Source organism: Pseudomonas fluorescens (genome assembly GCF_902498195.1).
Classification (GTDB): domain Bacteria; phylum Pseudomonadota; class Gammaproteobacteria; order Pseudomonadales; family Pseudomonadaceae; genus Aquipseudomonas; species Aquipseudomonas fluorescens_BU.
The window spans coordinates 18,075-43,047 of the sequence record NZ_CABVIY010000010.1; the positions used below are offsets into that span (position 1 = coordinate 18,075).

The 24,973-nt window shown below is 60.4% G+C and carries 21 protein-coding genes; 9 read left to right on the top strand and 12 right to left on the bottom strand.

The genetic code is table 11. From position 1 onward, the window contains the following. Positions 1 to 55: 55 nt before the first annotated feature. The 9 genes from F8N66_RS29760 to F8N66_RS29800 all read right to left on the bottom strand — a co-directional run bounded on the left by F8N66_RS29760 (position 56) and on the right by F8N66_RS29800 (position 11,133). Positions 56 to 874 (bottom strand): phosphoglycolate phosphatase, encoded by an 819-nt coding sequence (locus tag F8N66_RS29760; protein WP_150773476.1) that lies wholly within the window; start codon positions 872 to 874, stop codon positions 56 to 58. After that, positions 871 to 1,545 (bottom strand): ribulose-phosphate 3-epimerase, encoded by a 675-nt coding sequence (gene rpe / locus F8N66_RS29765; protein WP_150773477.1) that lies wholly within the window; start codon positions 1,543 to 1,545, stop codon positions 871 to 873. Before rpe ends, F8N66_RS29760 begins: the two co-directional genes overlap by 4 nt. Positions 1,546 to 1,893: 348 nt before the next feature. Then, a complete protein-coding gene (locus tag F8N66_RS29770) occupies positions 1,894 to 3,042 on the bottom strand; it encodes an iron-containing alcohol dehydrogenase (RefSeq protein ID WP_150773478.1) in 1,149 nt (382 codons plus the stop codon). Positions 3,043 to 3,267: 225 nt separating this feature from the next. Beyond that, entirely contained in the window at positions 3,268 to 4,092 is an 825-nt protein-coding gene (locus F8N66_RS29775; RefSeq protein ID WP_130905963.1) for an ABC transporter permease, read from the bottom strand. A gap of 12 nt (positions 4,093 to 4,104) precedes the next feature. Further along, positions 4,105 to 5,352 (bottom strand): ABC transporter permease, encoded by a 1,248-nt coding sequence (locus F8N66_RS29780; protein ID WP_150773479.1) that lies wholly within the window; start codon positions 5,350 to 5,352, stop codon positions 4,105 to 4,107. Between the two features lie 192 nt (positions 5,353 to 5,544). After that, positions 5,545 to 6,588 carry an ABC transporter substrate-binding protein gene (locus tag F8N66_RS29785; protein WP_008061579.1) on the bottom strand — a complete coding sequence of 348 codons (1,044 nt, stop codon included), beginning with the start codon at positions 6,586 to 6,588 and terminating at the stop codon, positions 5,545 to 5,547. A gap of 48 nt (positions 6,589 to 6,636) precedes the next feature. Beyond that, positions 6,637 to 7,761: an ABC transporter ATP-binding protein gene (locus F8N66_RS29790; protein WP_150773480.1), complete on the bottom strand. Its 1,125-nt coding sequence runs from the start codon at positions 7,759 to 7,761 to the stop codon at positions 6,637 to 6,639. 342 nt (positions 7,762 to 8,103) lie between these two features. Further along, positions 8,104 to 8,733, bottom strand: coding sequence for a response regulator transcription factor (locus tag F8N66_RS29795; RefSeq protein ID WP_150773481.1), 630 nt, complete (start codon positions 8,731 to 8,733; stop codon positions 8,104 to 8,106). Then, complete coding sequence (locus F8N66_RS29800) at positions 8,734 to 11,133, bottom strand: PAS domain S-box protein (RefSeq protein ID WP_150773482.1); 2,400 nt, start codon at positions 11,131 to 11,133, stop codon at positions 8,734 to 8,736. 73 nt (positions 11,134 to 11,206) lie between these two features. Between F8N66_RS29800 and F8N66_RS29805 the strand changes: the two genes are divergently transcribed. Continuing rightward, positions 11,207 to 12,199 (top strand): alpha/beta hydrolase family protein, encoded by a 993-nt coding sequence (locus F8N66_RS29805; protein ID WP_150773483.1) that lies wholly within the window; start codon positions 11,207 to 11,209, stop codon positions 12,197 to 12,199. 127 nt (positions 12,200 to 12,326) lie between these two features. Here the strand turns inward: F8N66_RS29805 and F8N66_RS29810 are convergent, their stop codons facing one another. From F8N66_RS29810 to F8N66_RS29820, 3 genes are read right to left on the bottom strand one after another with little or no spacing between them, the layout of a single operon-like run. Further along, positions 12,327 to 13,094 (bottom strand): TerB family tellurite resistance protein, encoded by a 768-nt coding sequence (locus F8N66_RS29810; RefSeq protein WP_150773484.1) that lies wholly within the window; start codon positions 13,092 to 13,094, stop codon positions 12,327 to 12,329. A 1-nt stretch (position 13,095) separates the two neighbouring features. Beyond that, a complete protein-coding gene (gene murU / locus F8N66_RS29815) occupies positions 13,096 to 13,767 on the bottom strand; it encodes an N-acetylmuramate alpha-1-phosphate uridylyltransferase MurU (RefSeq protein ID WP_150773485.1) in 672 nt (223 codons plus the stop codon). Beyond that, positions 13,764 to 14,783 (bottom strand): aminoglycoside phosphotransferase family protein, encoded by a 1,020-nt coding sequence (locus F8N66_RS29820; RefSeq protein WP_150773486.1) that lies wholly within the window; start codon positions 14,781 to 14,783, stop codon positions 13,764 to 13,766. Before F8N66_RS29820 ends, murU begins: the two co-directional genes overlap by 4 nt. A 130-nt stretch (positions 14,784 to 14,913) precedes the next feature. On the opposite strand from F8N66_RS29820, the gene F8N66_RS29825 reads away from it, so the two are divergent. The 8 genes from F8N66_RS29825 (at position 14,914) to F8N66_RS29860 (ending at position 24,781) form a co-directional block, all read left to right on the top strand. Continuing rightward, positions 14,914 to 17,712 (top strand): LPS-assembly protein LptD, encoded by a 2,799-nt coding sequence (locus F8N66_RS29825; RefSeq protein WP_150773487.1) that lies wholly within the window; start codon positions 14,914 to 14,916, stop codon positions 17,710 to 17,712. After that, positions 17,693 to 19,009 (top strand): peptidylprolyl isomerase SurA, encoded by a 1,317-nt coding sequence (gene surA, locus F8N66_RS29830; protein WP_150773488.1) that lies wholly within the window; start codon positions 17,693 to 17,695, stop codon positions 19,007 to 19,009. The genes F8N66_RS29825 and surA overlap by 20 nt, the downstream gene beginning before the upstream one ends. After that, positions 19,006 to 19,995, top strand: coding sequence for a 4-hydroxythreonine-4-phosphate dehydrogenase PdxA (gene pdxA / locus F8N66_RS29835; RefSeq protein ID WP_150773489.1), 990 nt, complete (start codon positions 19,006 to 19,008; stop codon positions 19,993 to 19,995). The genes surA and pdxA overlap by 4 nt, the downstream gene beginning before the upstream one ends. Then, positions 19,992 to 20,810, top strand: coding sequence for a 16S rRNA (adenine(1518)-N(6)/adenine(1519)-N(6))-dimethyltransferase RsmA (rsmA, locus tag F8N66_RS29840; RefSeq protein ID WP_150773490.1), 819 nt, complete (start codon positions 19,992 to 19,994; stop codon positions 20,808 to 20,810). The genes pdxA and rsmA overlap by 4 nt, the downstream gene beginning before the upstream one ends. Positions 20,811 to 20,933: 123 nt before the next feature. Next, positions 20,934 to 21,314: a Co2+/Mg2+ efflux protein ApaG gene (gene apaG / locus F8N66_RS29845; RefSeq protein ID WP_150773491.1), complete on the top strand. Its 381-nt coding sequence runs from the start codon at positions 20,934 to 20,936 to the stop codon at positions 21,312 to 21,314. Next, positions 21,314 to 22,198 carry a symmetrical bis(5'-nucleosyl)-tetraphosphatase gene (locus F8N66_RS29850; RefSeq protein ID WP_150773492.1) on the top strand — a complete coding sequence of 295 codons (885 nt, stop codon included), beginning with the start codon at positions 21,314 to 21,316 and terminating at the stop codon, positions 22,196 to 22,198. The genes apaG and F8N66_RS29850 overlap by 1 nt, the downstream gene beginning before the upstream one ends. Before the next feature lie 33 nt (positions 22,199 to 22,231). Continuing rightward, positions 22,232 to 22,561: a thiosulfate sulfurtransferase GlpE gene (glpE, locus tag F8N66_RS29855; protein ID WP_150773493.1), complete on the top strand. Its 330-nt coding sequence runs from the start codon at positions 22,232 to 22,234 to the stop codon at positions 22,559 to 22,561. A 297-nt stretch (positions 22,562 to 22,858) separates the two neighbouring features. Beyond that, positions 22,859 to 24,781, top strand: coding sequence for a PrkA family serine protein kinase (locus F8N66_RS29860; protein ID WP_150773494.1), 1,923 nt, complete (start codon positions 22,859 to 22,861; stop codon positions 24,779 to 24,781). Positions 24,782 to 24,973 lie beyond the last annotated feature (192 nt).

Here is a 24,973-nt window from a genome sequence, read left to right on the forward strand (position 1 = left end):
TTGAGGGTCTAACAGTCAGGTATGCAAACGCGCCGGATAACCGGCCAGGAACAAGTCAGGCGCGCCAACGCCAGCGGGCCAGGGCCTTGATGACTTTCATCCAGAGTTTGCGAGTGACCACCACGATGGGATTTCCAGGAGGGGATTGAACAGCGTCGGCCAACGTTATCTCAGCGGCAAGATCCAGGCAACCGGGAATTAGCTTGCGCAGATCGTCGATGACCAGCGCTGGCGACTCTTCGGCAATGGGTCGGCCATGGTTATAGCCATAGCTCAACGCCACGCACTTGACCCCCGCCGCTTTCGCCGCCAGCACATCGCTACGCGAATCGCCGACGAACAAGGCTTGCGAGGCCGGGATGTTGGTCATTTTCATCACGAAAAACAGCGCGGCCGGATCCGGTTTTTTCTGTGGCAGCGTATCGCCGCCAATGATCAGACGGAAATACCGACCGATTTTCATCTGATCCAGCAGCGGCGCGACGAAGCGCTCCGGCTTGTTGGTGATCAGCGCCATCTCGACACCCTGCTTGTGCAGCCATTTCAGGGTATCGCGCACACCGGGGTAGACCACGGTCAGCTCGTGACCGCCTTCATAAAAGCCGTTGAACAGCTCCAGCGCTTGCTCGGCTTCGGCTTCATCGACACCCTCGGCGTCGATGTGATTGGCCAAGGCCCGGCGCACCAGCATGTGCACGCCGTTGCCCACCCACTCGCGCACCGATGCGATGCCGGCAGGTTGACGCCCGAGCTTGAGCAGCATGTTATCCACAGCCGCCGCGAGGTCAGGGACCGAGTCGATCAAGGTGCCATCCAGATCGAACATCACCAGCCTTGGCAGACTTCCCGGGAACAGCTGCTCAAAACCACTCATGGGCGAGCCAGCGCCAGTTCGGAACGCATTTTTTCAATGACTTCCTGGTAGTCAGGCGCATTGAAGATCGCCGAACCGGCGACGAAGGTGTCGGCACCCGCCGCTGCGATTTCACGAATGTTGTTCACGTTCACGCCGCCGTCGATCTCCAGGCGGATGTCGCGACCGGACGCATCGATCAGCGCACGTGCTTCGCGCAGCTTGTCGAGGGTGCCAGGAATGAACTTCTGACCGCCAAAGCCCGGATTGACGCTCATCAACAGGATCATGTCGACCTTGTCCATTACGTACTTGAGCACGTCCAGCGGCGTCGCCGGGTTGAACACCAGGCCCGACTTGCAGCCGCCTTCGCGGATCAGTTGCAGGGAGCGGTCGATGTGCTGGGTGGCTTCCGGGTGGAAGGTGATGTAAGTCGCGCCGGCTTCAATGAAGTCACCGACGATCCGGTCCACCGGGCTGACCATCAGGTGCGCGTCGATTGGCGCGGTCACGCCGTACTTGCGCAACGCAGAGCAAACCATCGGGCCGATGGTCAGGTTGGGCACATAGTGGTTGTCCATGACATCGAAGTGCACGAAGTCGGCGCCAGCGGCCAGGACGTTGTCCACTTCTTCACCCAAGCGGGCGAAGTCGGCGGAGAGAATCGACGGAGCAATTACGAAGGGCTGCATGACGCACCTTTTCTGAGCTAAATCACGATGGCGCGCATTGTATACCTCATGCTTTGACGCGCGCACCGTGACCGCGATGATTGGGTCTGCCATCCATTATTTTCTGTGCCGCGTTGTCGTCTGAAAGCGGGCCAGGCAAGGCGCAGTCCGCTGGTAATGGTTGTTCCCTTGCCAAGGGGACTGCAACGCAGCCTGGCCCGCTTTCAGACACAACCCGAAGGGCCGGGCCTGCTGTTGCGCAGGGCTGCGTTGCTCGGAGCTTATTTGGAATGACCAGACCACGCTCCTCGCGCCTTGCCCTGCGCAACAGCAGACCCGGCGCGGCACAAAAATAATGGATGGCAGACCCTAGTAGGCCGCTCGGTAGATCTTCTCGATATCGACAGCACTCAGCTTGCGCGGATTATTGCGCATCAGACGCTCGATACCCGCGGCCTCCACGGCCATGGCCGGGATCGCATCCTCGGGAACCCCGAAACTGCGCAGCCCCGACGGGATTTCCACAGCGGCGCACAAGTCGCTCATGGCCGTCACGGCTTTGTCGCCCGCTTCACTGGTACTCAGATGAGCGGTCTTCACCCCCATGGCTTCGGCGATATCCTGCATGCGTTCGACGCAGGCCATCTTGTTCCAGGTCATGACATAGGGCAGCAGCAAGGCATTGCTCACGCCATGGGCAATGTTGAAACGCCCGCCCAACGGGTAGGCCAAGGCATGCACCGCACCGACCCCGGCGTTGCCGAACGCCATGCCGGCCATCAGGCTGGCGGTGGCCATGTCTTCACGGGCCTGCAGGTTGGACGGGTTGGCATACGCCTTGGGCAATGCCTTGGCGATCAGCTTGATCGCACCAATGGCCAACGCGTCGGTAATCGGCGAGGCATTGACCGACAGATAGGATTCGATGGCATGCACCAGCGCATCGACTCCGCTGGCAGCGGTGACACTGCGCGGGCAAGTCAGGGTCATTTGCGGGCTGACCAGCGCCACATCCGGCAACAGGTAGTCGCTGACGATGCCCTTCTTCAGTTGCGCGACCTTGTCGGAAAGGATCGCCACGTTGGTGACTTCCGAACCGGTGCCGGCGGTGGTCGGGATCGCGATCAGCGGCGGGCCTTTGCGCGGCACCTGATCGATGCCGAACAAATCCTCCAGTGCCCCGTGGTAACCGGCATAGGCGGCCACGCTCTTGGCGATATCGATGGCACTGCCGCCGCCCAGGCCGATCAACCCGTCATGCCCGCCCTCGCGGTACACCCGCATGCAGTCTTCAACGATGGCGATTTCCGGATCGGGCAATACCCGGTCGAAGATCTCGTAAGTGCGGCCCCCCAGTTGCGCCAGCGCCAGCTCCACGGTGCCGGATTTGACCAGGATGGCATCGGTGACGATCAGCGGGTTGTCGATGTCCAGCCGCGTCAATTCCGCCGCCAGTTGCTCGATGGCCCCGGCACCGGTGATCAGTTTGTGTGCGATTTTGAAAGAAGACAGACTCATGCGCGCAGCCTCTTATAGATAGGGGAGCTGGGCACAATAGTAGCTGGGGATTTGGGGTTGTCTGGTATTCAGGTCGTGAATGACCACCCCCAATACGGGCAACAACACCAATCAAATGTGGGAGCGGGCTTGCTCGCGAAGGCGGAGTGTCAGCAGACACATATTGTCGACTGGCACTCCGCCTTCGCGAGCAAGCCCGCTCCCACATTGTTTACAGCGTGTGTTTTAGACCTGCGCGGTACGCAGTTTCTCGCTACGACCCCGCAGCCATTCCAGGGTCAGCAGCAGGATCACCGAGAAGGCGATCAGCAGCGTCGCGGCGGCGGCGATGGTCGGGCTGAGGTTTTCGCGGATACCGCTGAACATCTGCCGTGGCAGGGTCGCTTGCTCAGGGCCGGCGAGGAACAACGTCACTACCACCTCATCGAACGAAGTCGCGAAGGCGAACAGCGCACCGGAAATCACACCGGGAGCAATCAGCGGCAAGGTCACCCGACGGAACGCCACCAGCGGCGAGGCGCCCAGGCTGGCAGCGGCACGCACCAGGTTGTGGTTAAACCCCTGCAAGGTCGCCGACACCGTGATGATCACGAACGGTACGCCCAGCACTGCGTGGACCACGATCAACGAAAAGAAACTGTTGCCCAGGCCCAAAGGCGCAAAGAACAGGTAGCTGGCCACACCAATGATCACCACCGGCACCACCATCGGCGAAATCACCAGCGCCATGACCAGCGCCTTGCCCGGGAAGTCGCCACGGGTCAGGCCAATCGCCGCCAACGTACCGAAGATCATGGCCAGCACCGTGGCTGCCGGGGCGACGATGATGCTGTTCTTCAGTGCCCGCATCCACTCCGCCGACGCGAAGAAGTCGTGGTACCACTGCAGCGAGAAGCCCTGCAGCGGGTACACCAGGAAACTACCGGAGTTGAACGACAGCGGAATGATCACCAACACTGGCAGGATCAGGAACAACAGAATCAGGCCGCAGAGAATCCGCAAGCTGTAGAACCACACCCGCTCGATGGGCGACATATAAGGACTCAGCATTTCATTCTCCCCTTAGCTCAGGCGCAGGCGGCTAGCGCCCACCAGCCAGCTGTAAATCAGATAAAGCACCACGGTCGCCAGGAGCAGCAGCCCGCCAAGCGCGGTCGCCATGCCCCAGTTGATGCTGGTGTTGGTGTAGAAGGCGACGAAGTAACTGACCATCTGATCGTTCGGGCTGCCGAGCAACGCCGGGGTGATGTAGTAGCCGATGGCGAGGATGAACACCAGCAGGCAACCGGCGCCGACACCGGCATAGGTCTGCGGGAAGTACACCCGCCAGAAACTGGCGAACGGGTGGCAACCCAGGGAAATCGCCGCACGCATGTAGGTCGGCGAGATGCCTTTCATCACGCTGTAGATCGGCAGGATCATGAACGGCAGCAGGATGTGCACCATGGAGATGTAGACGCCGATGCGGTTGAACACCAGCTCCACCGGCTTATCGATGATGCCCATGGCCATCAGGCCACTGTTGATCAAGCCACCCGATTGCAGCAGGACGATCCACGCCGCGACGCGCACCAGGATCGACGTCCAGAACGGCAACAGCACCAGGATCATCAGCAGGTTGCTCTGCCGCGATGGCAGGTTCGCCAGCAGGTAAGCCAATGGATAGGCCAGCACCAGGCAGATCACGGTAATAATCAGGCCCATCCAGAAGGTGCGGGCGAAGATGTCGAGGTAAATCGCCTGGTCGGGGGTGGCCGGCGCCAATTCACCGAGGTCGTCGATGCGGTGATCGACGGCCGCCAGCAGGTAGTACGGGGTAATGCTGCTGGTGTTGCGGCGTACGGCTTGCCAGTAGGCCGGGTCGCCCCAGCGCTCGTCGAGACCTTCCAGTGCTTCTTTATAAGAGCTCGGTTCGGTGGCGAACGGCAGGGCGCGGGCGGTCTTGGTCAGCAGGCTGCGGTAGCCGGCCAACTCCATGTTCAAGCGCTTGGACAGGTCGCCCAAGGTCTGATTCTTGCGGGCTTCGGCGAGGTCCTCGCTGGCGGCCTTGTAGACCGGCTCGGCGGGCAGGCCACGGCCGTCCCAGCTGGCGATGGCGGCCACGGTGCGCGGCATGCCGCCGACCACTTCCGGGTTACCGACGCTTTTGTAGAGCAGCGCCACGATCGGCACCAGGAACACCAGCAACAGAAACAGCACCAGCGGCGCGATCAAGGCCTGGGCCTTCCAGCGGTTGACCCGCTCGGCGTGCTTGAGCCGCTGCTTCAAGGTGGGGTCAGTGCCCGCGTTCACGGGAACGGCGATAGCCATGGCGTACTCCGGAAATCTTTGGATGGGCGGCATCAAACTGCGCGATGCCGCATTGCATCAATGTTCTTTGACCAGGCACCGGCCCCCGTAGGAGCTGGCGCAGCCTGCGATCTTTTCGCGGCTTTGAGACCGCTGAAGATCAAAAGATCGCAGCCTTCGGCAGCTCCTACAGCGTAAGCCCGCGGTGCGGTCTTACTTCGCAGCCCAGGAATTGAAGCGCTGTTCCAGTTGCTCGCCGTTGTCAGCCCAGAAGCTGACGTCGATCTGCACCTGGTTGGCGATGTTTTCCGGGGTGGTCGGCATGTCTTTCAGGACATCCTTGGCCAGCAACGGTACGGCTTGGGTGTTGGCCGGGCCGTAGGCGATGTTTTCCGAGTAGGTCTTCTGCTGCTGCGGCTGCACCGAGAAGGCGATGAATTTCTTCGCCGCGTCAGCACGTGCTTTATCCAGGCCTTTTGGGATGGCCCAGGCGTCGAAGTCGTAGATGCCGCCGTTCCACACCACTTTCAGGTTGCTTTCTTTTTGCACGGCAGCGATGCGGCCGTTGTAGGCCGAGCTCATGACCACGTCACCGGAGGCAAGGTATTGCGGCGGTTGCGCACCGGCTTCCCACCACTGGATGTTTGGCTTGAGTTCATCGAGCTTCTTGAACGCGCGGTCCTGACCGTCCTTGCCGGCCAGCACTTTGTAGACGTCTTTAGGCGCAACGCCGTCGGCCATCAGTGCGAATTCCAGGGTGTACTTGGCGCCCTTACGCAGGCCACGCTTGCCCGGGAACTGCTTGGTGTCCCAGAAATCCGCCCAGCTGGTCGGTGCGGTTTTCAGCTTGTCGGCGTTGTAGGCCAACACGGTCGACCACACGAAGAAACCCACGCCGCAAGGCTGGATTGCGCCTTTTACGTAGTCTTCAGTTTTGCCGAACAGCGCAGGATCGAGTTGCTCGAACATGTCTTCGTCGCAACCACGGGACAGTTCTGGCGATTCAACTTCCACCAGGTCCCAGGACACGCTCTTGGTGTCGACCATGGCCTTGACCTTGGCCATCTCGCCGTTGTACTCGCCCGCCACGATCTTGCCGTTGCCTGCCGCTTCCCACGGTGCGTAGAAAGCCTTGACCTGCGCGGCCTTGTTCGCCCCGCCAAAGGACACCACGGTCAGGTCCGGGCCAGCAGCCATTGCGCTCGCTGCCCCCATCATGCCCAGTGCCAGAGCGGTGAATTTCAGGGATCTCAACATTTATTGTTCTCTCCACGTGCAGGGTTGGTGTTGTTGTAGCCGGGGCGATCAGTTCGCCTCTAAAAGTGGGTCGAGTGCACGAACGTGTTCGACCTGCCAGCCAAGCGGTACCACATCGCCGACCGCCAACCCTGGATCGAGCTCGGCAATCGGTTGTTTCACGAAGAAGTCGGTCTTGCCACAGACTTCCAGGCGAACCCGGACGTGGTCGCCCAGATAGATGAATTCCGCCACCCGTCCCGAGAAGCGGTTGCTGCAAGACTCGCTGGAACCATTGAGGCTCACGCGCTCCGGGCGGATGGACAAAGTCACCGGCTCGCCGGTCTTGCCGACATTCACCGCCAGCGCTTCAACTTTTTCACCCCGACCCAGTTCGACAATGCAGCGGTCGCCGGTCTGGCTGTGCAGACGGCCATTGAGACGGTTGTTTTCGCCGATGAAGTTGGCCACGAAGGTGTTCTTTGGCTCTTCGTAGAGCGTGCGCGGTGGCGCGATCTGCTGGATTTCGCCCTGATGGAAGACCGCCACACGGTCGGACATGGTCAAGGCTTCGCCCTGGTCGTGGGTCACGTAGACCACGGTCACGCCCAGGCGCTGGTGCAGGTGTTTGATTTCCATCTGCATGTGTTCACGCAGTTGCTTGTCGAGCGCGCCGAGCGGTTCGTCCATCAGCACCAGTTGCGGCTCGAACACCAAAGCGCGGGCCAGTGCCACACGCTGCTGCTGACCGCCCGACAGTTGTGCCGGGTAACGCTGAGCAAAGGCATCGAGCTGGACCATGCTCAGGACTTTTTTGACCTTGTCGCTGACATCGCTCTTGTTCAAGCCGCGCACGGTCAGCGGGAACGCCAGGTTCTCGGCAACCGTCATGTGCGGGAACAATGCGTAGTTCTGGAACACCATGCCGATGTCGCGCTTGTGCGGCGGCACGTTGTTGATGGAACGCCCGGCCAGCAGGATTTCACCCGCGGTCGGTGTTTCGAAACCGGCGAGCATCATCAGGCTGGTGGTCTTGCCGGAGCCGGACGGCCCGAGCAAGGTGAGGAATTCGCCTTTGCGAATGTCCAGGTTGAGGTCTTTGACGATCAGGTTCTCGCCGTCGTAGCTCTTCTGCACTCCACGAAAGCTGACCAGAACATCATTGGCCCCTGCACTTGAATCGACCTGGCTCATACCCACACCTTTGTTGTGATGACTGCTGTGGACTAAGCCTAGTGGACGCTGGAACCTGCGCAAATCGGGACGCAGGAGAGAATCGCCTCAGCCGGATGGAAGGTTGGGGGTAGGGATTGCCCTACAAGGATGGCGGGATTGGATAGGGACAGCTGCGAGTTTCAAGCTACAAGCCACAAGAACACGCCAGCACGACCTTTGGATGTGTCGCAAATGGGCATGTCACAACAAAACCTGTGGGAGCAGGCTTGCTCGCGAAAGCGGCGTGTCAGCCGAACTATCCGGGCCTGACACACTGCTTTCGCGAGCAAGCCCGCTCCCACAAGGGCAGATCGGTGGCACTCAGAGGAGTTTGTGCTCCATCGCATACTTCACCAGCTCCGCCAGCGAGGTGATGTTGAGCTTCTGCATCAACCGCGCCTTGTGGGTGCTGATGGTCTTGCTGCTCAACGCCAGTTGCTGGGCAATATCGTTGACGTTGGCGCCCTGGGCCAGGCGCTCGAACACAGAAAACTCACGCTCGGAGAGCAACGAGTGCAGCGGTCGCGAATCCGTCAGGCCGACTTCGAAAACCATGCGGTCGGCCAGGTCCGGGTCGATGTAGCGCCCACCCGCGGCAACCCGTCGGATGGCCGTCAACAACAGCGCCGGATCGCTGTCCTTGGTGGCGTAGCCAGCCGCGCCGACCTTCAACGCCCGGGCGGCCATCTGCGCCTCGTCATGCATCGACAGCACCAGGATCACCGGTGGGTTGTTCAGTGCGCGAATACGTGGAATCGCCTCCAGACCGTTCACCCCCGGCATGGAGATATCGAGTAGCACCACTTCGCAGGGCACATGCCGCAAGGTCTCCAGCAGGTGCTCGCCATTGCTCGCCTCCCCCACCACCAGCAGGTCCTTGGCCAGGCCGATCAGTTGCTTGATGCCTTCGCGAACGATGGTGTGGTCTTCGGCTACCAGTACACGGATCACTTACTTCTCCTCATCCAACGGCACGCGCACGATCAGTGTCGTGCCCTCTTCCAGCTCACTTTCAAGCGACAACTGCCCGCCCATGATCAGCACCCGCTCCCGCATGCCGACCAGCCCAAAGGATGTCGGCCTGCCAGCCGCTGCGACAAATCCTACGCCATCATCGCTCACCGTCAGGCACAACTCGTCGCCTTCAAGGGCGAGTGTCAGTTCAACAGTATGCGCCTGGGCGTGACGCATGACATTGGTCAGCGCTTCCTGAAGGATTCGAAACAGGCCGATTGCCTTGGCATCACTGAGCACCGGCAAATTGTCCGGCACCTGCACCAGGCACGGAATCTGCGTTCGTGCCTCGAAGCGGCGAGCCTGCCACTCGATGGCCGAGGCGATGCCGGCATCGAGGATCGGCGGGCGCAAGGCCGTCGCCACATCACGCACCAACTGGAACAGCTGGGCAATCAAGCGCTTCATGCTGTTCAAGCGCTCGTGCAGGCCGGGATCGAGTTGCGCGTAAGCCAGTTCGCACATGGACGTTTCCAGCTTGAGCACGGTCAACATCTGACCCAGCTCATCGTGAACTTCCCGGGCAATGCGCGCTTTTTCTTCCTCGCGCACGCTCTCCAGGTGCGCGGACAACTCCCGCAACTGCTCCCGCGAGCTGGCCAACTCCAGTTCGATGCGCTTGCTCTCGCTGATGTCCCAGACAATGCCGTCCCAGACGTAGGCACCGTCCTCGAGTTGCCGGGTAATCGCCTTGATTTCCGCCCAGCGCTGCTCGCCCTGGCGCGTGAGAATCCGCCCTTGCCAGGACCAGTCACTGTCGGTGTCCAGCGCATGGTCCTGGGTGTGGTGATAGCTGGCCTTGTCGTCCGGGTGCACCAGGCTGCGCAAGCCTTTGTCGCGATGAGCGAGGGTTGCGGGTGAGTAACCCACCAGGCTTTCGCTGCCTTCACTGATGTAGGCAAAGTCGATCTGCCCTGTCACCGGTGCCCGCTCCAGGCGAAAGACCAGGCCGGGCACGTTCGCCGCGATCCCTTGCAAGCGGGCTTCACTTTCCTGCAAGGCGGCCAGGGCACGACGGCGCTCGGTGACGTCGGTGAGGTAGACCACCAGGTATTCGCCATCGCGGAAACGCAGGAAGCTCAGCGAGACATCCGTTGGCAGGATGCTGCCATCGGCCCGCAGGCAATTGGTTTCGAAACTTTGCGGAGACTCGTCGCTGGCCCGGGCACGCTTCCACAGGTTCAACCAGCGGTCCATGTGCAGGCCGGGCTCGAAGTCGATCAATGGCCGGTCAATGATGCCGCCCGGGGGATAGCCGAGCATGGTCTCGGCCGCGCGGTTGGCGTAGCGCACGTGACTGTCCCAGTTGACCCAAAGGATGCCGACGGTGCTCTGGTCGATGGAAAACTGGGTCAGTCGCAACGCCTCTTCGCTGGCGACGCGCAAGGCAATGTCCTCCTGCGCGGCCGTCAGTCGTTGCTCCAGATTGTGCTGTTGGCGGCGCTGCCAGAACACGATGGCCATGCTGCTCAGCGCCAGCACCACCAGCAGCAGGCAGAGGTTTTGCCAAAAACCCGGCGACTCGGTGAGCCGTGGGTACTTGGGTTGCAGCCATTGGTTGTGCAGCGCTTCCAGATCCTTGGCCGGGATCGCCCGCAGCGCGCTCTCGACGATGCCGGCCAACTCCGGTTTGTCACGCCGGGTGGCCACCCGCAACAGTTGCGGCAAGCCAATATCCCCCACCACCAACAGCCCGGCGAATTCCGGCTCGACGGAAAGGCGACCCAATTGCGCCTCGTCGACCACGGCGTAAGCGGCTTGCTGACTCAACAACAATTGCAGCGCCTGACGTTCGACCGGAACGCCCTGGAGGTTCAGGTGCGGGAAGTTTGCGCGCAGATAATCGGCGGTGGTGCTGGGCATGCGCACGGCGACGCGGGTCTGGCCGTCGAGCTTCTCCAGTTCCACCGCACCGGTGCTTTTCTGGTCGCTGACCACCAGTTGCGGCACCCGCATGTACGGATCGGAAAACTGCCAGAGGCGCAGGCCGCCGGGGGTTTGGCTCAATCCCGGGGCAAGGTCGATCTCACCCGCGCGGGCCGCGGCCTCCAGTTGTTCAAGGTCGGGAAAGTTACGCCAGCTCAGCTCGACCTTGAGCGCCTTGGCCAACCACTTCATCAACTCGACATTGACCCCGGACAGACGCTGCAAGCGACGATCGTATGTCGCGTAGGGCGCCTGCAACACCAGCCCGACGCGCAACTCGCTCTGCTGTGCCAGCCACTGTTGTTGCTTGGGCGACAAGGTCGCAACGTGTGCCGGGGGCGCGGCCGCCGCCCAACCCATCAAGGGAAACCACAAACAGCCGATAACCCACAGGCAGCGAAAACGCATCATCGAACTCTCACACACTGACAAACACTGACCAACCCATTAGGCTGCCGGAATCACTTCTGGCCTGGAATAACCGATGCCCCTTGTCTACCGCCTGGCACTGCCAGCATTGTGCCTGTCGCTGCTCTTGCCATGCGCTTTTTCCGTCAAGGCTGACGAACCGGCACCTGCTACCCCCCAAGCACCCGCTGAAGAAAAGCCGCTGGAACGCCAGCCTTTGCCTGAGCGTAGTCAGGAAGAAGCGGCGGCACTGGAACGAAAAATCCCGGCCCAGGAGCAACAACCACTGCAAGCGGGCAGCGATACCTTCCTGGCTTTGTGGAAACCGGCCAATACCGCCGACCCGAAAGGTGCGGTGATTATCATCCCGGGCGCCGGCGAAACCGCTGACTGGCCGCAAGCAATCGGTCCGTTGCGGCGTAACTTGCCGAACGCCGAGTGGAGCAGCCTGAGTATCACCTTGCCGGACGTGCAAAGCGATGCCATTGCGCCACGAGTCGTCGAGGTGCCACCAACGCCGAAGGCACCGGAAGCCGCCAGCAAGGACTCGACCACTGCGGCGCCCATTGAACAGGTCGCCGGCGGAGAAGCCGAAGTGGCTGACAAGCCCGTCGCGGAAACCAGCGAAGAACAGGTCAACGCCGATGCCGAGCGAATTTTCGCCCGCGTCGATGCGGCCATCGCGTTTGCCGAAGAGCAAAGTGCTCGCCGAATCGTCGTACTCGGCCATGGCACCGGCGCTTATTGGGCTGCACGCTATCTGAGCGAGAAACAGCCGTCGCAAGTCGAACGGTTCGTCATGATTGCTGCGCAGACGCCCGTCCAGGCGAAGCCGGCGCTGGACGCACTCGCGCCGACCCTGAAGTTGCCCACCGCAGACATCTTCTATATGGACAAGCCGCTGGACCGCAACGCGGCGCTGGCCCGGATGCAGGCCAGCAAACGCTTGAAAAGCCCGGCATTCAGCCAGGTTTCGCTCAAGGCGTTGCCGGGTGATGCCAAGGCGCAACAGGAGCAGCTGGTGCGTCGGGTGCGGGGTTGGCTGAATCCGCAGAATGCGACGGATTGATAGAAGACCGGGCCTTCCCATTCGCGAGCAAGCCCGCCCCCACATTTGACCTGTGGTGTATACAAATCAAATGTGGGAACGGGCTTGCTCGCGAAGAGGGCGTCATGGAATACACAACGCTTTCCTGCTAACGAAAGTCCCGCCGCTGACGAATCAACGTGTAGGCGTTATGCAATTCCCGTGTCCGCTCGGTAGCCTCACGCACTTGCAACGCGGTCGCCCCGCTGCCGGCAATCTTGTCCGGATGATGACGGCTGAGCAGTCGCCGGTAGGCGCGCTTGATCTGGGCCGGCTCACTGGTGGCAGACACTCCCAGCAGTCGCAATGCGTCCTGATAGGTCACCGCGCTGCTGACCTGTGGACGCCTGTGCGGTTCATAGTCAGACGCCAAAGCCTGCACCTGATGCGCCGTCCAGCCCAGCCATTTGCCCCATTGCGCGATCAACTCGCGTTCACTGTTGCCCGCCCGGCCATCAGCCCACACCATCCGCCAACAGGCACGCAACACCCCTTCCGCCGCATGGGGCTGGTGGCTCAGGCGACGCAGATAACCGCGCAGGCGGTCACTGCCTGACTTACCGCGATTGAACGCGGCAATCGCCCGGCGACGAGCCGGTTCGTTCATTTCCAGCGAACTCATTTCCTGGCGCGCCTGCTGGATATGCCCTTCCACTACCCGTCCGTCGCACTTGGCCAGCCGTCCCAGCAGCACGAACAGCAACTCATCATTGCGCAGTACCGGACGACCACCGAGCTTTTCACGCAGGTGCGCCCAACTCTGCAAATGCAGGCGTCGATCCAGCGCCTGACCCAACAAGGCGCCGAGCATGGCCCCCGGAATGCTGGCAATGGCAAAGCCCGCTCCGGCTCCGATCAGAGTCCCTGGCCACAGCATGTCAGCGTCTCGCTTCAATCAATGCTTCAGCCTCGGCCAGGCGCTCGTGAGTACCGACATCGACCCACTGCCCGTTCATACGTTCGCCGGACACCTGCCCGCTCGCCATCGCGGCACGCAGTAACGGTGCCAGCTTGAACGCACCGGCAGAGCAACCTTCGAACAGTTGCGGATGCAGTACCGCGATGCCGCTGTACGTCAGATTGGCGGTGTCCGCCTGACCGTCGCGGACTTGTCCGTCGATCAGCTGGAAGTCCCCGGACGGGTGATGGGCCGGGTTGTTGGCCAGTACCAGATGCGCCAGGCCGACGATGGGCTGATGCAGCACACTGAAGTCATAATCGGTCCAGATGTCCCCATTGACCACGACAAAGGCTTCATCCCCCAGCAACGGCAGCGCACGGAAAATCCCGCCGCCGGTTTCCAGCGGCTCTCCCTCCGCCGAATACTCAATGCTCACCCCAAAGCGCGAACCGTCGCCCAGATAATCTTCGATCTGCTGGCCAAGCCAGGCATGGTTGATCACGATCTCGGTAAACCCGGCGGCGGCCAGCGCACGCAGGTGATACTCGATCAACGGCACCCCGCCCGCTCGAACCAGCGGCTTTGGCGTGGTCAGGGTCAGCGGGCGCATGCGCTCGCCTTTGCCTGCCGCCAGAATCATGGCCTTCATGCTTTCACTCCAGCACGCAGAGTGGCCAGCAACACGTCCAGTTCAGCCAGTTCGGGACGGCGCGCGATCACGGCTTCTATATAAGCAAAGAAGCGCGGCACATCACCCAGATAACGCGGCTTGCCATCGCGATGACAGATGCGCGCGAAAATACCGATCACTTTCAGGTGACGCTGCACGCCCATCAAGTCACTGGCGCGCAGGAAGTCTTCGAAATCCGGCTGCACCGGAATATTCAACGCAGCGGCCTGTTGCCAGTAGCGTTCCAGCCAACCGCGCACACGCTCTTCGGGCCAGCTGAGAAAAGCGTCCTTGAACAGGCAAGTCACGTCATAGGTCACCGGGCCGTAGACGGCGTCCTGGAAATCCAGCACACCGGGATTCGGCTCGCTGAGCATCAAGTTGCGCGGCATGTAGTCACGGTGCACCAGGACTTTCGGCTGGGCCAGCGCGCTGTCGATCAGCAGGTCGCAGACCTGTTGCCAGAGCACTTGCTGTGCCGCGTCGAACTCGATACCCAGTTCACGCTTCACATACCAATCCGGGAACAATTCCAGCTCACGACGCAGCAGCGCCACGTCGTAACTCGGCAAGGGTGCAACCATAGGCAATTGCTGAAAAGCCAGCAGCGCCTCCAGGGCATCGCTGAACAAATCATCGGCGTTTTCGCTGTCGATCACGTCCAGATACGTCTTGTTGCCCAGGTCATTGAGCAAAAGAAAACCGCGTTCCAGGTCTTCGGCATAAATTCCTGGCACATTTATTCCGGATTTCGCCAGCAAAAAAGCGATATCCACGAAGGGTTTGCAGTTTTCCTGCGGCGGCGGCGCGTCCATCACGACGAAACTTCTACCACCGCCCTCCCAACGAAAATACCGCCGGAAACTCGCGTCACTACTGGCCGCGGTCAACGTGGCCGGGGGTACGACACCCCAAGCCTGTTCTGCAAAAAGGATCGCCAATTGTTCATCGAGCCAAACTTTCAGGTGTTGCAAACGTACATCTTGGTCAGGCATTGCAAGGGTCTCCGACGGCGCTAGCCGTCAAGCGGGGCATGCTTTATTATCCAGCATCTTTTTCAGACCATCGAGAGGCGTGCGGCCCACACCGCGGGCAGATGGCACGCAGGAAGCCCGGACTAATAAGATGGCATTGAAATCCCCCGCGTTTCGTAAAAAATTTCCGTTGTTGGTGACCGGCAGTTTGCTGGCCCTGCAACCTCTAGCCACTTCCTTCGTGGTCGCCGCGGAACAGTATGACTGCTCAGTCTCTGCTTCGGGTGCCTGGGACTGTGCGCCCAAGTCGCCGGCGGCTGCATTGCCACCGCGTCCCGTCCATGAAGGCAGTGCAGTCAGCGCTACCGGCGAGGCTGCGGCACAGGAAGGCACCAGTGAAGACACCGGTGCCAAGACCGTGCTCGTTACCGAGTCCAAGGGCCGCGGCCTGAAGTCGCGTAGCGAAGACTACAGTCACCTCGACTGGGTTCCCCGCGAGCAACTCACTGCAGCTCAATTGGCCGAAACCGGTCCTTACTGCTCTGGTTCCTATATCGAACCGATTCGTCCTGGCATGAATGACAAGACGAGTAAAAGTGACGCGCCTACCTTTATCGGCGCGAAAGCGTCCCGCTACAAGCAGGATGAGCAAGTAGCCACCCTGGCCGGTGACGTGGTCATGCGCCAGGGCAGCATGCAGGTCGAAGCCGACGAAGCCAACCTGTACCAGGCGGAGAACCGTGGCGAACTGGCCGGCAACGTGCGCATTCGTGACAACGGTGCCCTGATCGTGGGCGACCACGCGGACGTACAGCTCGATACCGGTGAAGCCAAGGTCGATAACGCCGAATACGTGATGCACAAATCCCGCATCCGCGGTAACGCGCTGTACGCCAAACGTGCCGAGAACGCGATCATCCGCCTCAAGGATGGTACGTACACCACGTGCGAGCCGAACAGCAATGCCTGGCAGCTCAAGGGCAACAACATCACCTTGAACCCGGCGACCGGTTTCGGTACCGCGACCAACGTGACCTTGCGGGTCAAGGACATTCCGGTCCTGTATACCCCGTACATCTATTTCCCGATCGACGACCGTCGCCAGTCCGGCTTCCTGCCGCCGACCATCGGCAGCGGCAGCGATACCGGCTTCCTGCTCGTAACGCCGTATTACTTCAACCTGGCACCGAACTACGATGCCACGTTGTACCCGCGCTACATGAGCAAGCGCGGCCTGTTGATGGAAGGCGAATTCCGCTACCTGACCCAATCCAGCGAAGGTCAGTTCGGCGCCGCCTACCTCAACGACGAGGACGACGATCGCAAGCTGCAGACCGATTACGAAAAAACCCGCTACATGTATAACTGGCAGCACAAAGGTGGTCTCGACTCTCGCGTACTCACGCAAGTCGATTACACCAAGATCAGCGATCCTTATTACTTCCAGGATCTGCAGACTGACCAGATCGGTGTGAAAAGCGCCGACTACGTGAACCAGCAGGGCTCCGTTACCTATCGTGGCGACAGCTACACCGCCCGCGTGAACGCCCAGGCCTACCAGCTGGCGACCGTGTCGAACATCACGCCATATGACCGCCTGCCGCAGATCACCTTCGACGGTGCGCTGCCGTATCACCCAAACGGTCTGGATTTCTCCTACAACACCGAAATCGTGCGGTTCGACCGGGACCTGAAGAACGGCAACTTCACCGATGAAGACGGTAACGTCTCCCCGCGTCTCGACACCAACGTTCAAGGCCTGGCTCGCGCCAACGGTGATCGTCTCAACGTGGCGCCCGCCGTCGCCCTGCCGCTGGAATGGACTTATGGCTTCCTGAAGCCAAAACTCAAGTACCAGTACACGCAGTACGATCTGGACCTGGACAGCATCGGTAAAGGCCAGGTTGCCGCACAAACCGCAGAACAGGACCGCCTCAACGGCACCTTCGGCAGCAGTCAGAGCCGTGGTGTGCCGATCGCCAGCATCGACAGCGGCCTGTACTTCGACCGCAATACCAACTGGTTCGGCAAGAACTACCGCCAGACCCTGGAACCACGCCTGTTCTATCTCTACGTACCCGAGAAGGACCAGGAAGACATTCCAGTGTTCGACACCAGCGAATACACCTTCAACTATGCATCGCTGTTCCGCGATAACCGCTTCTCTGGCTCTGACCGTGTCGGTGACGAGAACAAGCTGTCGCTGGGCGTGACCAGCCGCTGGATCGAAGACGACGGTTTCGAGCGTCAACGCATCAGCGTCGGCCAGGCCCTGTACTTCAAGGATCGCGAAGTCCAGTTGCCGGGTATCGATGCAAAAACCCGCGATGATGCGCACGCCAATGTGTCGCCTTATGCGCTGGAATACGAATATCGCTGGAACCGCGATTGGCGCACCACTGCCGACTACAACTGGGACCCGGACAGCCACAGCCCTCGCTCGGGCAGCGCGATGTTCCATTACCAGCCTGAAGACAACCCGAACAAGGTCATCAACGCCGGCTATCGCTATCGTAATGACCAGGTTCGCTACGACCAGAACACCGGTCAATGGCAGGTGGGCGGCGGCGACTATGGCGTTCCAGGCCAGCCTGGCTACGTGAAGGACTACTACAAGATCGAACAGCACGACTTCTCGGTGATCTGGCCGGTCGTGCCGCAATGGAATGTCATCAGCCGCTGGCAGTACGACTACAACCGCAACCGTACACTGGAGGCCTTCGGTGGCTTCGAGTACGACAACTGCTGCTGGAAACTGCGCCTGATCAACCGTTACTGGGTCGATTATGAAGAGTTCAGCCAGGAAGCACCGCAAAACGAAAAAGGCGACCATGGCGTCTTCCTCCAAATTGTTCTGAAGGGACTCGGCGGCCTCACTGGCTCCAAAGTTGAGAGTTTCCTAGACAAGGGCATTCAAGGTTATCGTGAACGTGAAGACCAAGCTTTCTGATTGTCTGCGCCCGCTGATGCTGGGCGCGCTGTTCCTGAGCACCGCGGCCAGCGCCGCGGTACAGTCCATCGATAAAGTGGTGGCCATCGTCGACAACGACGTGGTCATGCAGAGTCAACTGGACCAACGGGTTCATGAAGTTCAGCAAACCATCGCCAAACGTGGCTCGGCGGTACCGCCGGCCAGCGTGCTGGAGCAACAGGTGCTTGAGCGCCTGATCGTCGAGAACCTGCAACTGCAGATCGGCGAGCGTTCCGGTATCCGTATCACCGATGAAGAGCTGAACCAGGCTGTCGGCACTATCGCCCAGCGCAACAACATGTCGGTTGAGCAATTCCGCGCAGCCCTGACCCGCGACGGCCTGTCTTACGACGACGCGCGTGATCAGATTCGTCGCGAAATGGTCATCAGCCGTGTGCGTCAGCGCCGTGTGGCCGAGCGCATCCAGGTGTCCGAGCAGGAAGTGAAGAACTTCCTGGCGTCTGACCTTGGCAAGATGCAGCTGTCTGAAGAGTTCCGCCTGTCCAACATCCTGATTCCTACGCCGGAAAGCGCCAATTCCGACGCGATTCAGAATGCCGCCAAGCAGGCTGACGCGGTTTACCAGCAACTCAAGCAAGGCGCTGACTTCGGTCAGTTGGCCATTGCCAAATCCGCCAGCGAAACCGCACTGGAAGGTGGTGACATGGGCTGGCGTAAAGCCGCTCAACTGCCGCCTCCGTTCGATCGCCTGCTGAGCACCATGGCCGTCGGTGATATCACCCAGCCCATGCGCACACCGGGCGGCTTCATCATCCTGAAGATCACCGACAAGCGTGGCGGTGAAGCTCAGGTGCGTGATGAAGTGCATGTACGGCACATTCTGGTCAAGCCGAGCCCGATTCGCGACGAAGCCAAGACCAAGGCGTTGGCTGAATCGCTCTATGCCCGCATTGAAGCAGGCGAAGATTTCGGCGAGCTGGCCAAGAGTTTCTCGGAAGACCCGGGCTCGGCCCTCAACGGCGGCGACCTGAACTGGATCGACCCGAACGCACTGGTTCCGGAGTTCCGCGAAGTGATGGCCAAGACCCCGCAAGGTCAGCTGTCCAAGCCGTTCCAGACGCAATATGGCTGGCACGTGCTGGAAGTGCTCGGCCGTCGCGCCACCGACAGCACGACTCAGGCTCGCGAGCAGCAAGCCATGACCGTACTGCGCAATCGCAAGTACGACGAAGAGCTGCAAACCTGGCTGCGTCAGATCCGTGATGAAGCGTACGTAGAAATCAAACTCCCTGGCGCCGACCAGGCAGCGCAGTGAAACCTAAACGTTTCGCGCTGACACCCGGCGAACCAGCCGGCATAGGTCCCGACCTGTGCCTGCTGCTCGCCTCGCAAGCCCAGCCACACCCCCTGATAGCGATTACCAGTCGCGACCTGCTCCTTGAGCGGGCCGCGCAACTGGGGGTGGCTGTCGACTTGCTGGCGGTCACACCGGATAACTGGCCGGACGCGCCCGCGCCCGCCAATAGCCTGTATGTCTGGGATACACCGCTGAACGCCAGGGTCGTTGCCGGGCAACTGGACAAGGCCAATGCCGCTTTCGTTCTGGAAACCCTGACCCGAGCCGGCCAGGGCTGCCTGGACGGGCATTTCGCCGGCATGATCACCGCCCCGGTGCACAAGGGCGTGATCAACGAATCCGGCATCGCCTTTTCCGGGCATACGGAATTCCTCGCCGACCTTACCCATACCATGCAAGTGGTCATGATGCTTGCCACTCGCGGATTGCGCGTGGCACTGGTGACTACCCACCTGCCCCTGCGCGAGATTGCCGATGCGATCACGCCGGAGCGCCTGGAGCGGGTTACCCGAATCCTGCACACAGACCTGCAAGAAAAATTCGGCATTGCCCAGCCACGCATCCTGGTCTGCGGGCTCAATCCCCACGCCGGTGAAGGCGGACACCTGGGCCATGAAGAAATCGATATCATCGAACCCACATTAGAGCGCCTGCGCGGCGAAGGCATGGACCTGCGTGGCCCCCTGCCCGCCGACACGCTGTTTACCCCCAAATATCTGGAGCACTGCGACGCAGTGCTGGCGATGTACCACGACCAGGGCTTGCCTGTGCTGAAATACAAAGGTTTCGGCGCGGCAGTCAACGTGACACTGGGCTTGCCGATCATCCGCACTTCGGTCGACCACGGCACCGCCCTGGATCTGGCCGGCAGCGGCAAAATCGACACCGGCAGCCTGCAAGTCGCCCTGGAAACCGCCTATCAGATGGCCGAGACCCGTTTATGACCGAGCAATACCAACACAAGGCGCGCAAACGCTTTGGCCAGAACTTCCTGCACGATGCCGGCGTTATCGACCGCATCCTGCGCTCCATCCACGCCAAACCCGAAGACCGGATGCTGGAAATCGGCCCGGGCCAGGGTGCGCTGACCAAGGGCCTGCTCGGCAGTGGCGCCCAGCTGGACGTGGTCGAGCTGGACAAAGACCTGATTCCGATCCTCAACCAGCAGTTCGCCGACAAGAGCAACTTCAACCTGCATCAGGGTGATGCGCTGAAGTTCGACTTCAATAGCCTGAACGCTGCGCCCAACAGCCTGCGCGTGGTCGGCAACCTGCCCTACAACATCTCTACACCGCTGATTTTCCACCTGCTGCACAACGCCCACCTGATTCGCGACATGCATTTCATGCTGCAGAAAGAAGTGGTTGAGCGCCTGGCGGCAGGGCCTGGTGGTGGTGACTGGGGCCGTTTGTCGATCATGGTTCAGTACCACTGCCGCGTCGATCATCTGTTCAACGTCGGCCCGGGCGCGTTCAACCCGCCGCCGAAAGTCGACTCGGCCATCGTGCGCCTGGTGCCCCACGCGGTACTGCCTCACCCGGCCAAGGACCACCGACTGCTGGAGCGCGTCGTGCGCGAAGCCTTCAACCAGCGGCGCAAGACGTTACGCAACACCCTCAAGCTGCTGCTGAGCAACGCCGAAATCGAAGCCGCCGGCGTCGACGGCAGCCTACGTCCCGAGCAGCTCGACCTGGCAGCCTTTGTGCGCCTCGCTGACAAGCTCAGCGAACAATCCCTACAAAAACCTGCGGACGCCTGACAGGCCTGATGCGTTATCGGGTAGGACACCAGCGCCCATGTCTGGTTTACTACCCGGTACTTGGCCTAGACTGAGTTCCATCAGCTACGCCCCGCGTCCCGCTTCGTTTTTAAGGCCTCTTGCATGTCCGATCCTCGTTATCAGGTCGACGTCAGCGTCGTCACCCGCTATCTGGCAGAACAATCGCAACCCGATCAAGACCGCTTTGCCTTCGCCTACACCATCACCGTGCAAAATAATGGCCTGATACCCGCCAAGCTGTTGTCACGACACTGGGTCATCACCGATGGCGACGGGCATGTCGAAGAGGTTCGTGGGGCGGGCGTGGTTGGCCAGCAACCCTTGATCGAGGCTGGCAAGAGTCACACCTATAGCAGCGGCACAGTCATGACCACCAAGGTGGGGACCATGCAAGGCAGCTATCAGATGATCGCCGACGACGGAAAACATTTCGATGCCATCATCGCGCCGTTCCGTCTGGCGGTGCCCGGAGCCCTGCACTAATGACGACGTATGCCGTCGGCGATCTGCAGGGTTGCCTGCAAGCCCTGCAATGCCTGCTCAAGCAAGTGGCGTTCGATCCGGTGAAGGACCGCCTGTGGCTGGTCGGCGATCTGGTCAACCGTGGTCCGCAATCGCTCGATACCTTGCGTTTTCTCTATAGCATCCGCGAATCGCTGGTTGTCGTACTTGGCAATCACGACCTGCACTTGCTGGCCGCCGGACAGAACATCGAACGCCTGAAGAAAGCCGACACCCTGCGCGAGATCATCGAAGCACCGGATCGCGCCGAGTTGCTGGAATGGCTGCGACAGCAAAAACTCATGCATTACGACGAGCAACGTAATGTCGCCCTGGTCCATGCCGGCATTCCGCCACAGTGGTCGCTGCGCAAAGCCCTGAAGTGCGCCGCCGAGGTCGAGGCAGCCCTGCGCGATGACAACCTGTTTGCGCCCTACCTCGACGGCATGTACGGCAACGATCCGGCCAAATGGGACAGCGACCTCAAAGGCGTGACTCGCTTGCGGGTGATCACCAACTATTTCACCCGGATGCGTTTCTGTACCGCCGAAGGCAAGCTTGATCTCAAGAGCAAGGAAGGCCTGGACAGTGCGCCACCGGGTTACAAGCCCTGGTTCCAGCACAAGGACCGCAAGACCAAGGGCCTGAAGATCATCTTTGGCCACTGGGCAGCACTGGAAGGCAAAGTGCTTGAGCCGGGTATTTCGGCCCTCGATACCGGCTGCGTCTGGGGCGGCGCCCTGACCCTGATGAATGTCGACACCTTCGAGCGCGTGTCCTGCCAATGCGATGAGCACGGCCATGCCGTCCAGCCACCAGTCGCCCCACGAATTTCCGAACCATCGTCAGTCAGCGCCCCGCGCTAGACTGCGCTTTCAGCCGAGCCACAGGAGCCCGCCATGAGCGAATTCAAACGCATTCCCCCGGAACAGGCACATGCCTTGCGCGAACAAGGCGCCGTCGTGGTCGATATCCGCGACCCGGCCACCTACGCCGCCCTGCACATCAGCGGTTCGACGCATCTGGACAACCATTCGATCTCTGACTTCATCCGCGCTGCCGACCTTGACGCACCGATCGTGGTGGTCTGCTACCACGGCAACTCCAGCCAGAGCGCCGCCGCCTACCTGATCAGCCAAGGCTTCTCCGACGTCTACAGCCTGGATGGCGGTTTTGAATTGTGGCGTACGACTTTTCCTTCAGAAACAGCGCAAGGCACCTCCGAATAATATTTTTGTAACGCGCAACCCCCCGAGTTGCGCGGGCTAGCGCGGTGGCAGACGAACGGTCTGCCACAACTAATTGCGTATCTCGCCTTTACCTCCCGAATTCCCAACTATCCTTAAGCGCAGGCCATCCAAAACAGGGGAGAGCCGGTACACCGGCGCGCGGATCATCGGGAGTAGCTTTCGCAGCAGTGAGCTTCGAAAGAGTTCTGGGGGGTAAACAGCGACTGCCTGTTCGGTTGCTGCCAGCATCGACTGAGTGATCCGGCGTCGGCTCCACGTATCGAGCGAGGTGACGTCATGAGTATCTTTAGCCACTTCCAACAACGTTTCGAGTCCACACGCCAGGAAGAACTCTCGCTGCAAGAGTACCTGGAACTGTGCAAACAGGACCGTAGCGCCTACGTTTCCGCCGCCGAGCGTTTGCTCCTGGCCATCGGTGAACCGGAGCTGCTCGACACCTCGACCAACTCGAGGCTGTCGCGAATCTTCTCCAACAAGGTCATCCGCCGCTATCCGGCCTTTGAAGACTTCCACGGGATGGAAGAATGCATCGACCAGATCGTGTCGTATTTCCGTCATGCGGCCCAGGGTCTGGAAGAGAAGAAACAGATCCTCTACCTGCTCGGCCCCGTCGGGGGTGGTAAATCGTCCCTGGCCGAAAAACTCAAGCAACTGATGGAAAGAGTGCCCTTTTACGCAATCAAGGGTTCGCCGGTCTTCGAATCGCCCCTGGGTCTGTTCAACGCCACCGAAGATGGCGCGATCCTCGAAGAAGATTTCGGTATTCCACGGCGCTACCTCAATACCATCATGTCGCCCTGGGCGACCAAGCGCCTCGCTGAATTCGGTGGCGACATCAGCCAGTTCCGCGTGGTGAAACTTTACCCGTCGATCCTCAACCAGATCGCCGTGGCCAAAACCGAACCGGGCGATGAAAACAACCAGGACATCTCGGCACTGGTGGGCAAGGTCGATATTCGCAAACTGGAAGAATTCCCGCAGAACGACGCCGACGCCTACAGCTACTCGGGTGCACTGTGCCGGGCCAACCAGGGCCTGATGGAATTCGTCGAAATGTTCAAGGCGCCGATCAAGGTGCTGCACCCACTGCTGACCGCTACCCAGGAAGGCAACTACAACAGTACCGAAGGCCTGGGGGCGATCCCGTTCACCGGTATCCTGCTGGCCCACTCCAACGAATCGGAATGGCATACCTTCCGCAACAACAAGAACAACGAAGCGTTTATCGACCGGATCTACATCGTCAAAGTGCCGTACTGCCTACGGGTCAGCGACGAAGTGAAGATCTACGACAAACTGCTGTTCAACAGCTCACTGGCCAAGGCCCATTGCGCACCTGACACCTTGAAAATGCTTGCCCAGTTCACCGTACTCTCTCGCCTGAAAGAGCCGGAAAACTCGAACATCTACTCCAAGATGCGCGTGTACGACGGCGAAAACCTCAAGGACACCGATCCTAAGGCCAAGTCGATCCAGGAATACCGTGACAATGCCGGAGTCGACGAAGGCATGAATGGTCTGTCGACCCGCTTCGCGTTCAAGATCCTGTCGAAGGTTTTCAACTTCGACCCGCACGAAATCGCCGCCAACCCGGTGCACCTGCTCTACGTGCTGGAACAACAGATCGAACAGGAACAATTCCAGGCTGAGACCCGCGAACGCTACTTGCGCTTCCTCAAGGAGTACCTGGCACCGCGTTATATCGAATTCATCGGCAAGGAGATCCAGACCGCCTACCTCGAGTCTTACAGCGAATATGGCCAGAACATCTTCGATCGGTATGTGCTGTACGCCGACTTCTGGATCCAGGACCAGGAATACCGCGACCCGGAAACCGGCGAAATCCTCAATCGCGTGGCACTGAACGAGGAGCTGGAAAAAATCGAAAAACCGGCCGGTATCAGCAATCCGAAGGATTTCCGCAACGAAATCGTCAACTTCGTTCTGCGCGCCCGTGCCAACAACAACGGCAAGAACCCGACCTGGCTCAGCTACGAAAAACTGCGGGTGGTTATCGAGAAGAAAATGTTCTCCAACACCGAAGACCTGCTGCCGGTCATCAGCTTCAACGCCAAGGCCAGCAAAGAAGACCAGCAAAAACACAACGACTTCGTCACACGGATGGTCGAGCGGGGTTACACCGACAAACAGGTACGGCTGCTCTCCGAGTGGTACCTGCGGGTCAGAAAATCACAATAACCCGCTGCCGGTCAGACCGGTTGTCGTCAGCCAGGGGCCTGTTTACGCTTTTTCTGCTACACAGGCCTCTGGAAGTGTTCGAAAGTCGGTAGCGAGGTCCAGGCAGTATCCTCAGCGCTCGGGGGAGCGTGATTATCCCTTGGCACGTGGTTCGCTGCTGCTTGAGCGCTTGCCCCTTTCAGGACAGCTTCC

Bases quoted from the DNA above. Each gene is read 5' to 3' on its own strand.
- F8N66_RS29805 (WP_150773483.1), top strand. From the start codon at position 11,207: ATGCCCCTTGTCTACCGCCTGGCACTGCCAGCATTGTGCCTGTCGCTG.
- F8N66_RS29770 (WP_150773478.1), bottom strand. From the start codon at position 3,042: ATGAGTCTGTCTTCTTTCAAAATCGCACACAAACTGATCACCGGTGCC.
- F8N66_RS29850 (WP_150773492.1), top strand. From the start codon at position 21,314: ATGACGACGTATGCCGTCGGCGATCTGCAGGGTTGCCTGCAAGCCCTG.
- F8N66_RS29825 (WP_150773487.1), top strand. From the start codon at position 14,914: ATGGCATTGAAATCCCCCGCGTTTCGTAAAAAATTTCCGTTGTTGGTG.
- F8N66_RS29790 (WP_150773480.1), bottom strand. From the start codon at position 7,761: ATGAGCCAGGTCGATTCAAGTGCAGGGGCCAATGATGTTCTGGTCAGC.
- F8N66_RS29860 (WP_150773494.1), top strand. From the start codon at position 22,859: ATGAGTATCTTTAGCCACTTCCAACAACGTTTCGAGTCCACACGCCAG.
- rsmA (WP_150773490.1), top strand. From the start codon at position 19,992: ATGACCGAGCAATACCAACACAAGGCGCGCAAACGCTTTGGCCAGAAC.
- F8N66_RS29785 (WP_008061579.1), bottom strand. From the start codon at position 6,588: ATGTTGAGATCCCTGAAATTCACCGCTCTGGCACTGGGCATGATGGGG.
- F8N66_RS29760 (WP_150773476.1), bottom strand. From the start codon at position 874: ATGAGTGGTTTTGAGCAGCTGTTCCCGGGAAGTCTGCCAAGGCTGGTG.
- glpE (WP_150773493.1), top strand. From the start codon at position 22,232: ATGAGCGAATTCAAACGCATTCCCCCGGAACAGGCACATGCCTTGCGC.
- F8N66_RS29810 (WP_150773484.1), bottom strand. From the start codon at position 13,094: ATGCTGTGGCCAGGGACTCTGATCGGAGCCGGAGCGGGCTTTGCCATT.
- F8N66_RS29800 (WP_150773482.1), bottom strand. From the start codon at position 11,133: ATGATGCGTTTTCGCTGCCTGTGGGTTATCGGCTGTTTGTGGTTTCCC.
- murU (WP_150773485.1), bottom strand. From the start codon at position 13,767: ATGAAGGCCATGATTCTGGCGGCAGGCAAAGGCGAGCGCATGCGCCCG.
- rpe (WP_150773477.1), bottom strand. From the start codon at position 1,545: ATGCAGCCCTTCGTAATTGCTCCGTCGATTCTCTCCGCCGACTTCGCC.
- F8N66_RS29780 (WP_150773479.1), bottom strand. From the start codon at position 5,352: ATGGCTATCGCCGTTCCCGTGAACGCGGGCACTGACCCCACCTTGAAG.
- F8N66_RS29775 (WP_130905963.1), bottom strand. From the start codon at position 4,092: ATGCTGAGTCCTTATATGTCGCCCATCGAGCGGGTGTGGTTCTACAGC.
- apaG (WP_150773491.1), top strand. From the start codon at position 20,934: ATGTCCGATCCTCGTTATCAGGTCGACGTCAGCGTCGTCACCCGCTAT.
- F8N66_RS29820 (WP_150773486.1), bottom strand. From the start codon at position 14,783: ATGCCTGACCAAGATGTACGTTTGCAACACCTGAAAGTTTGGCTCGAT.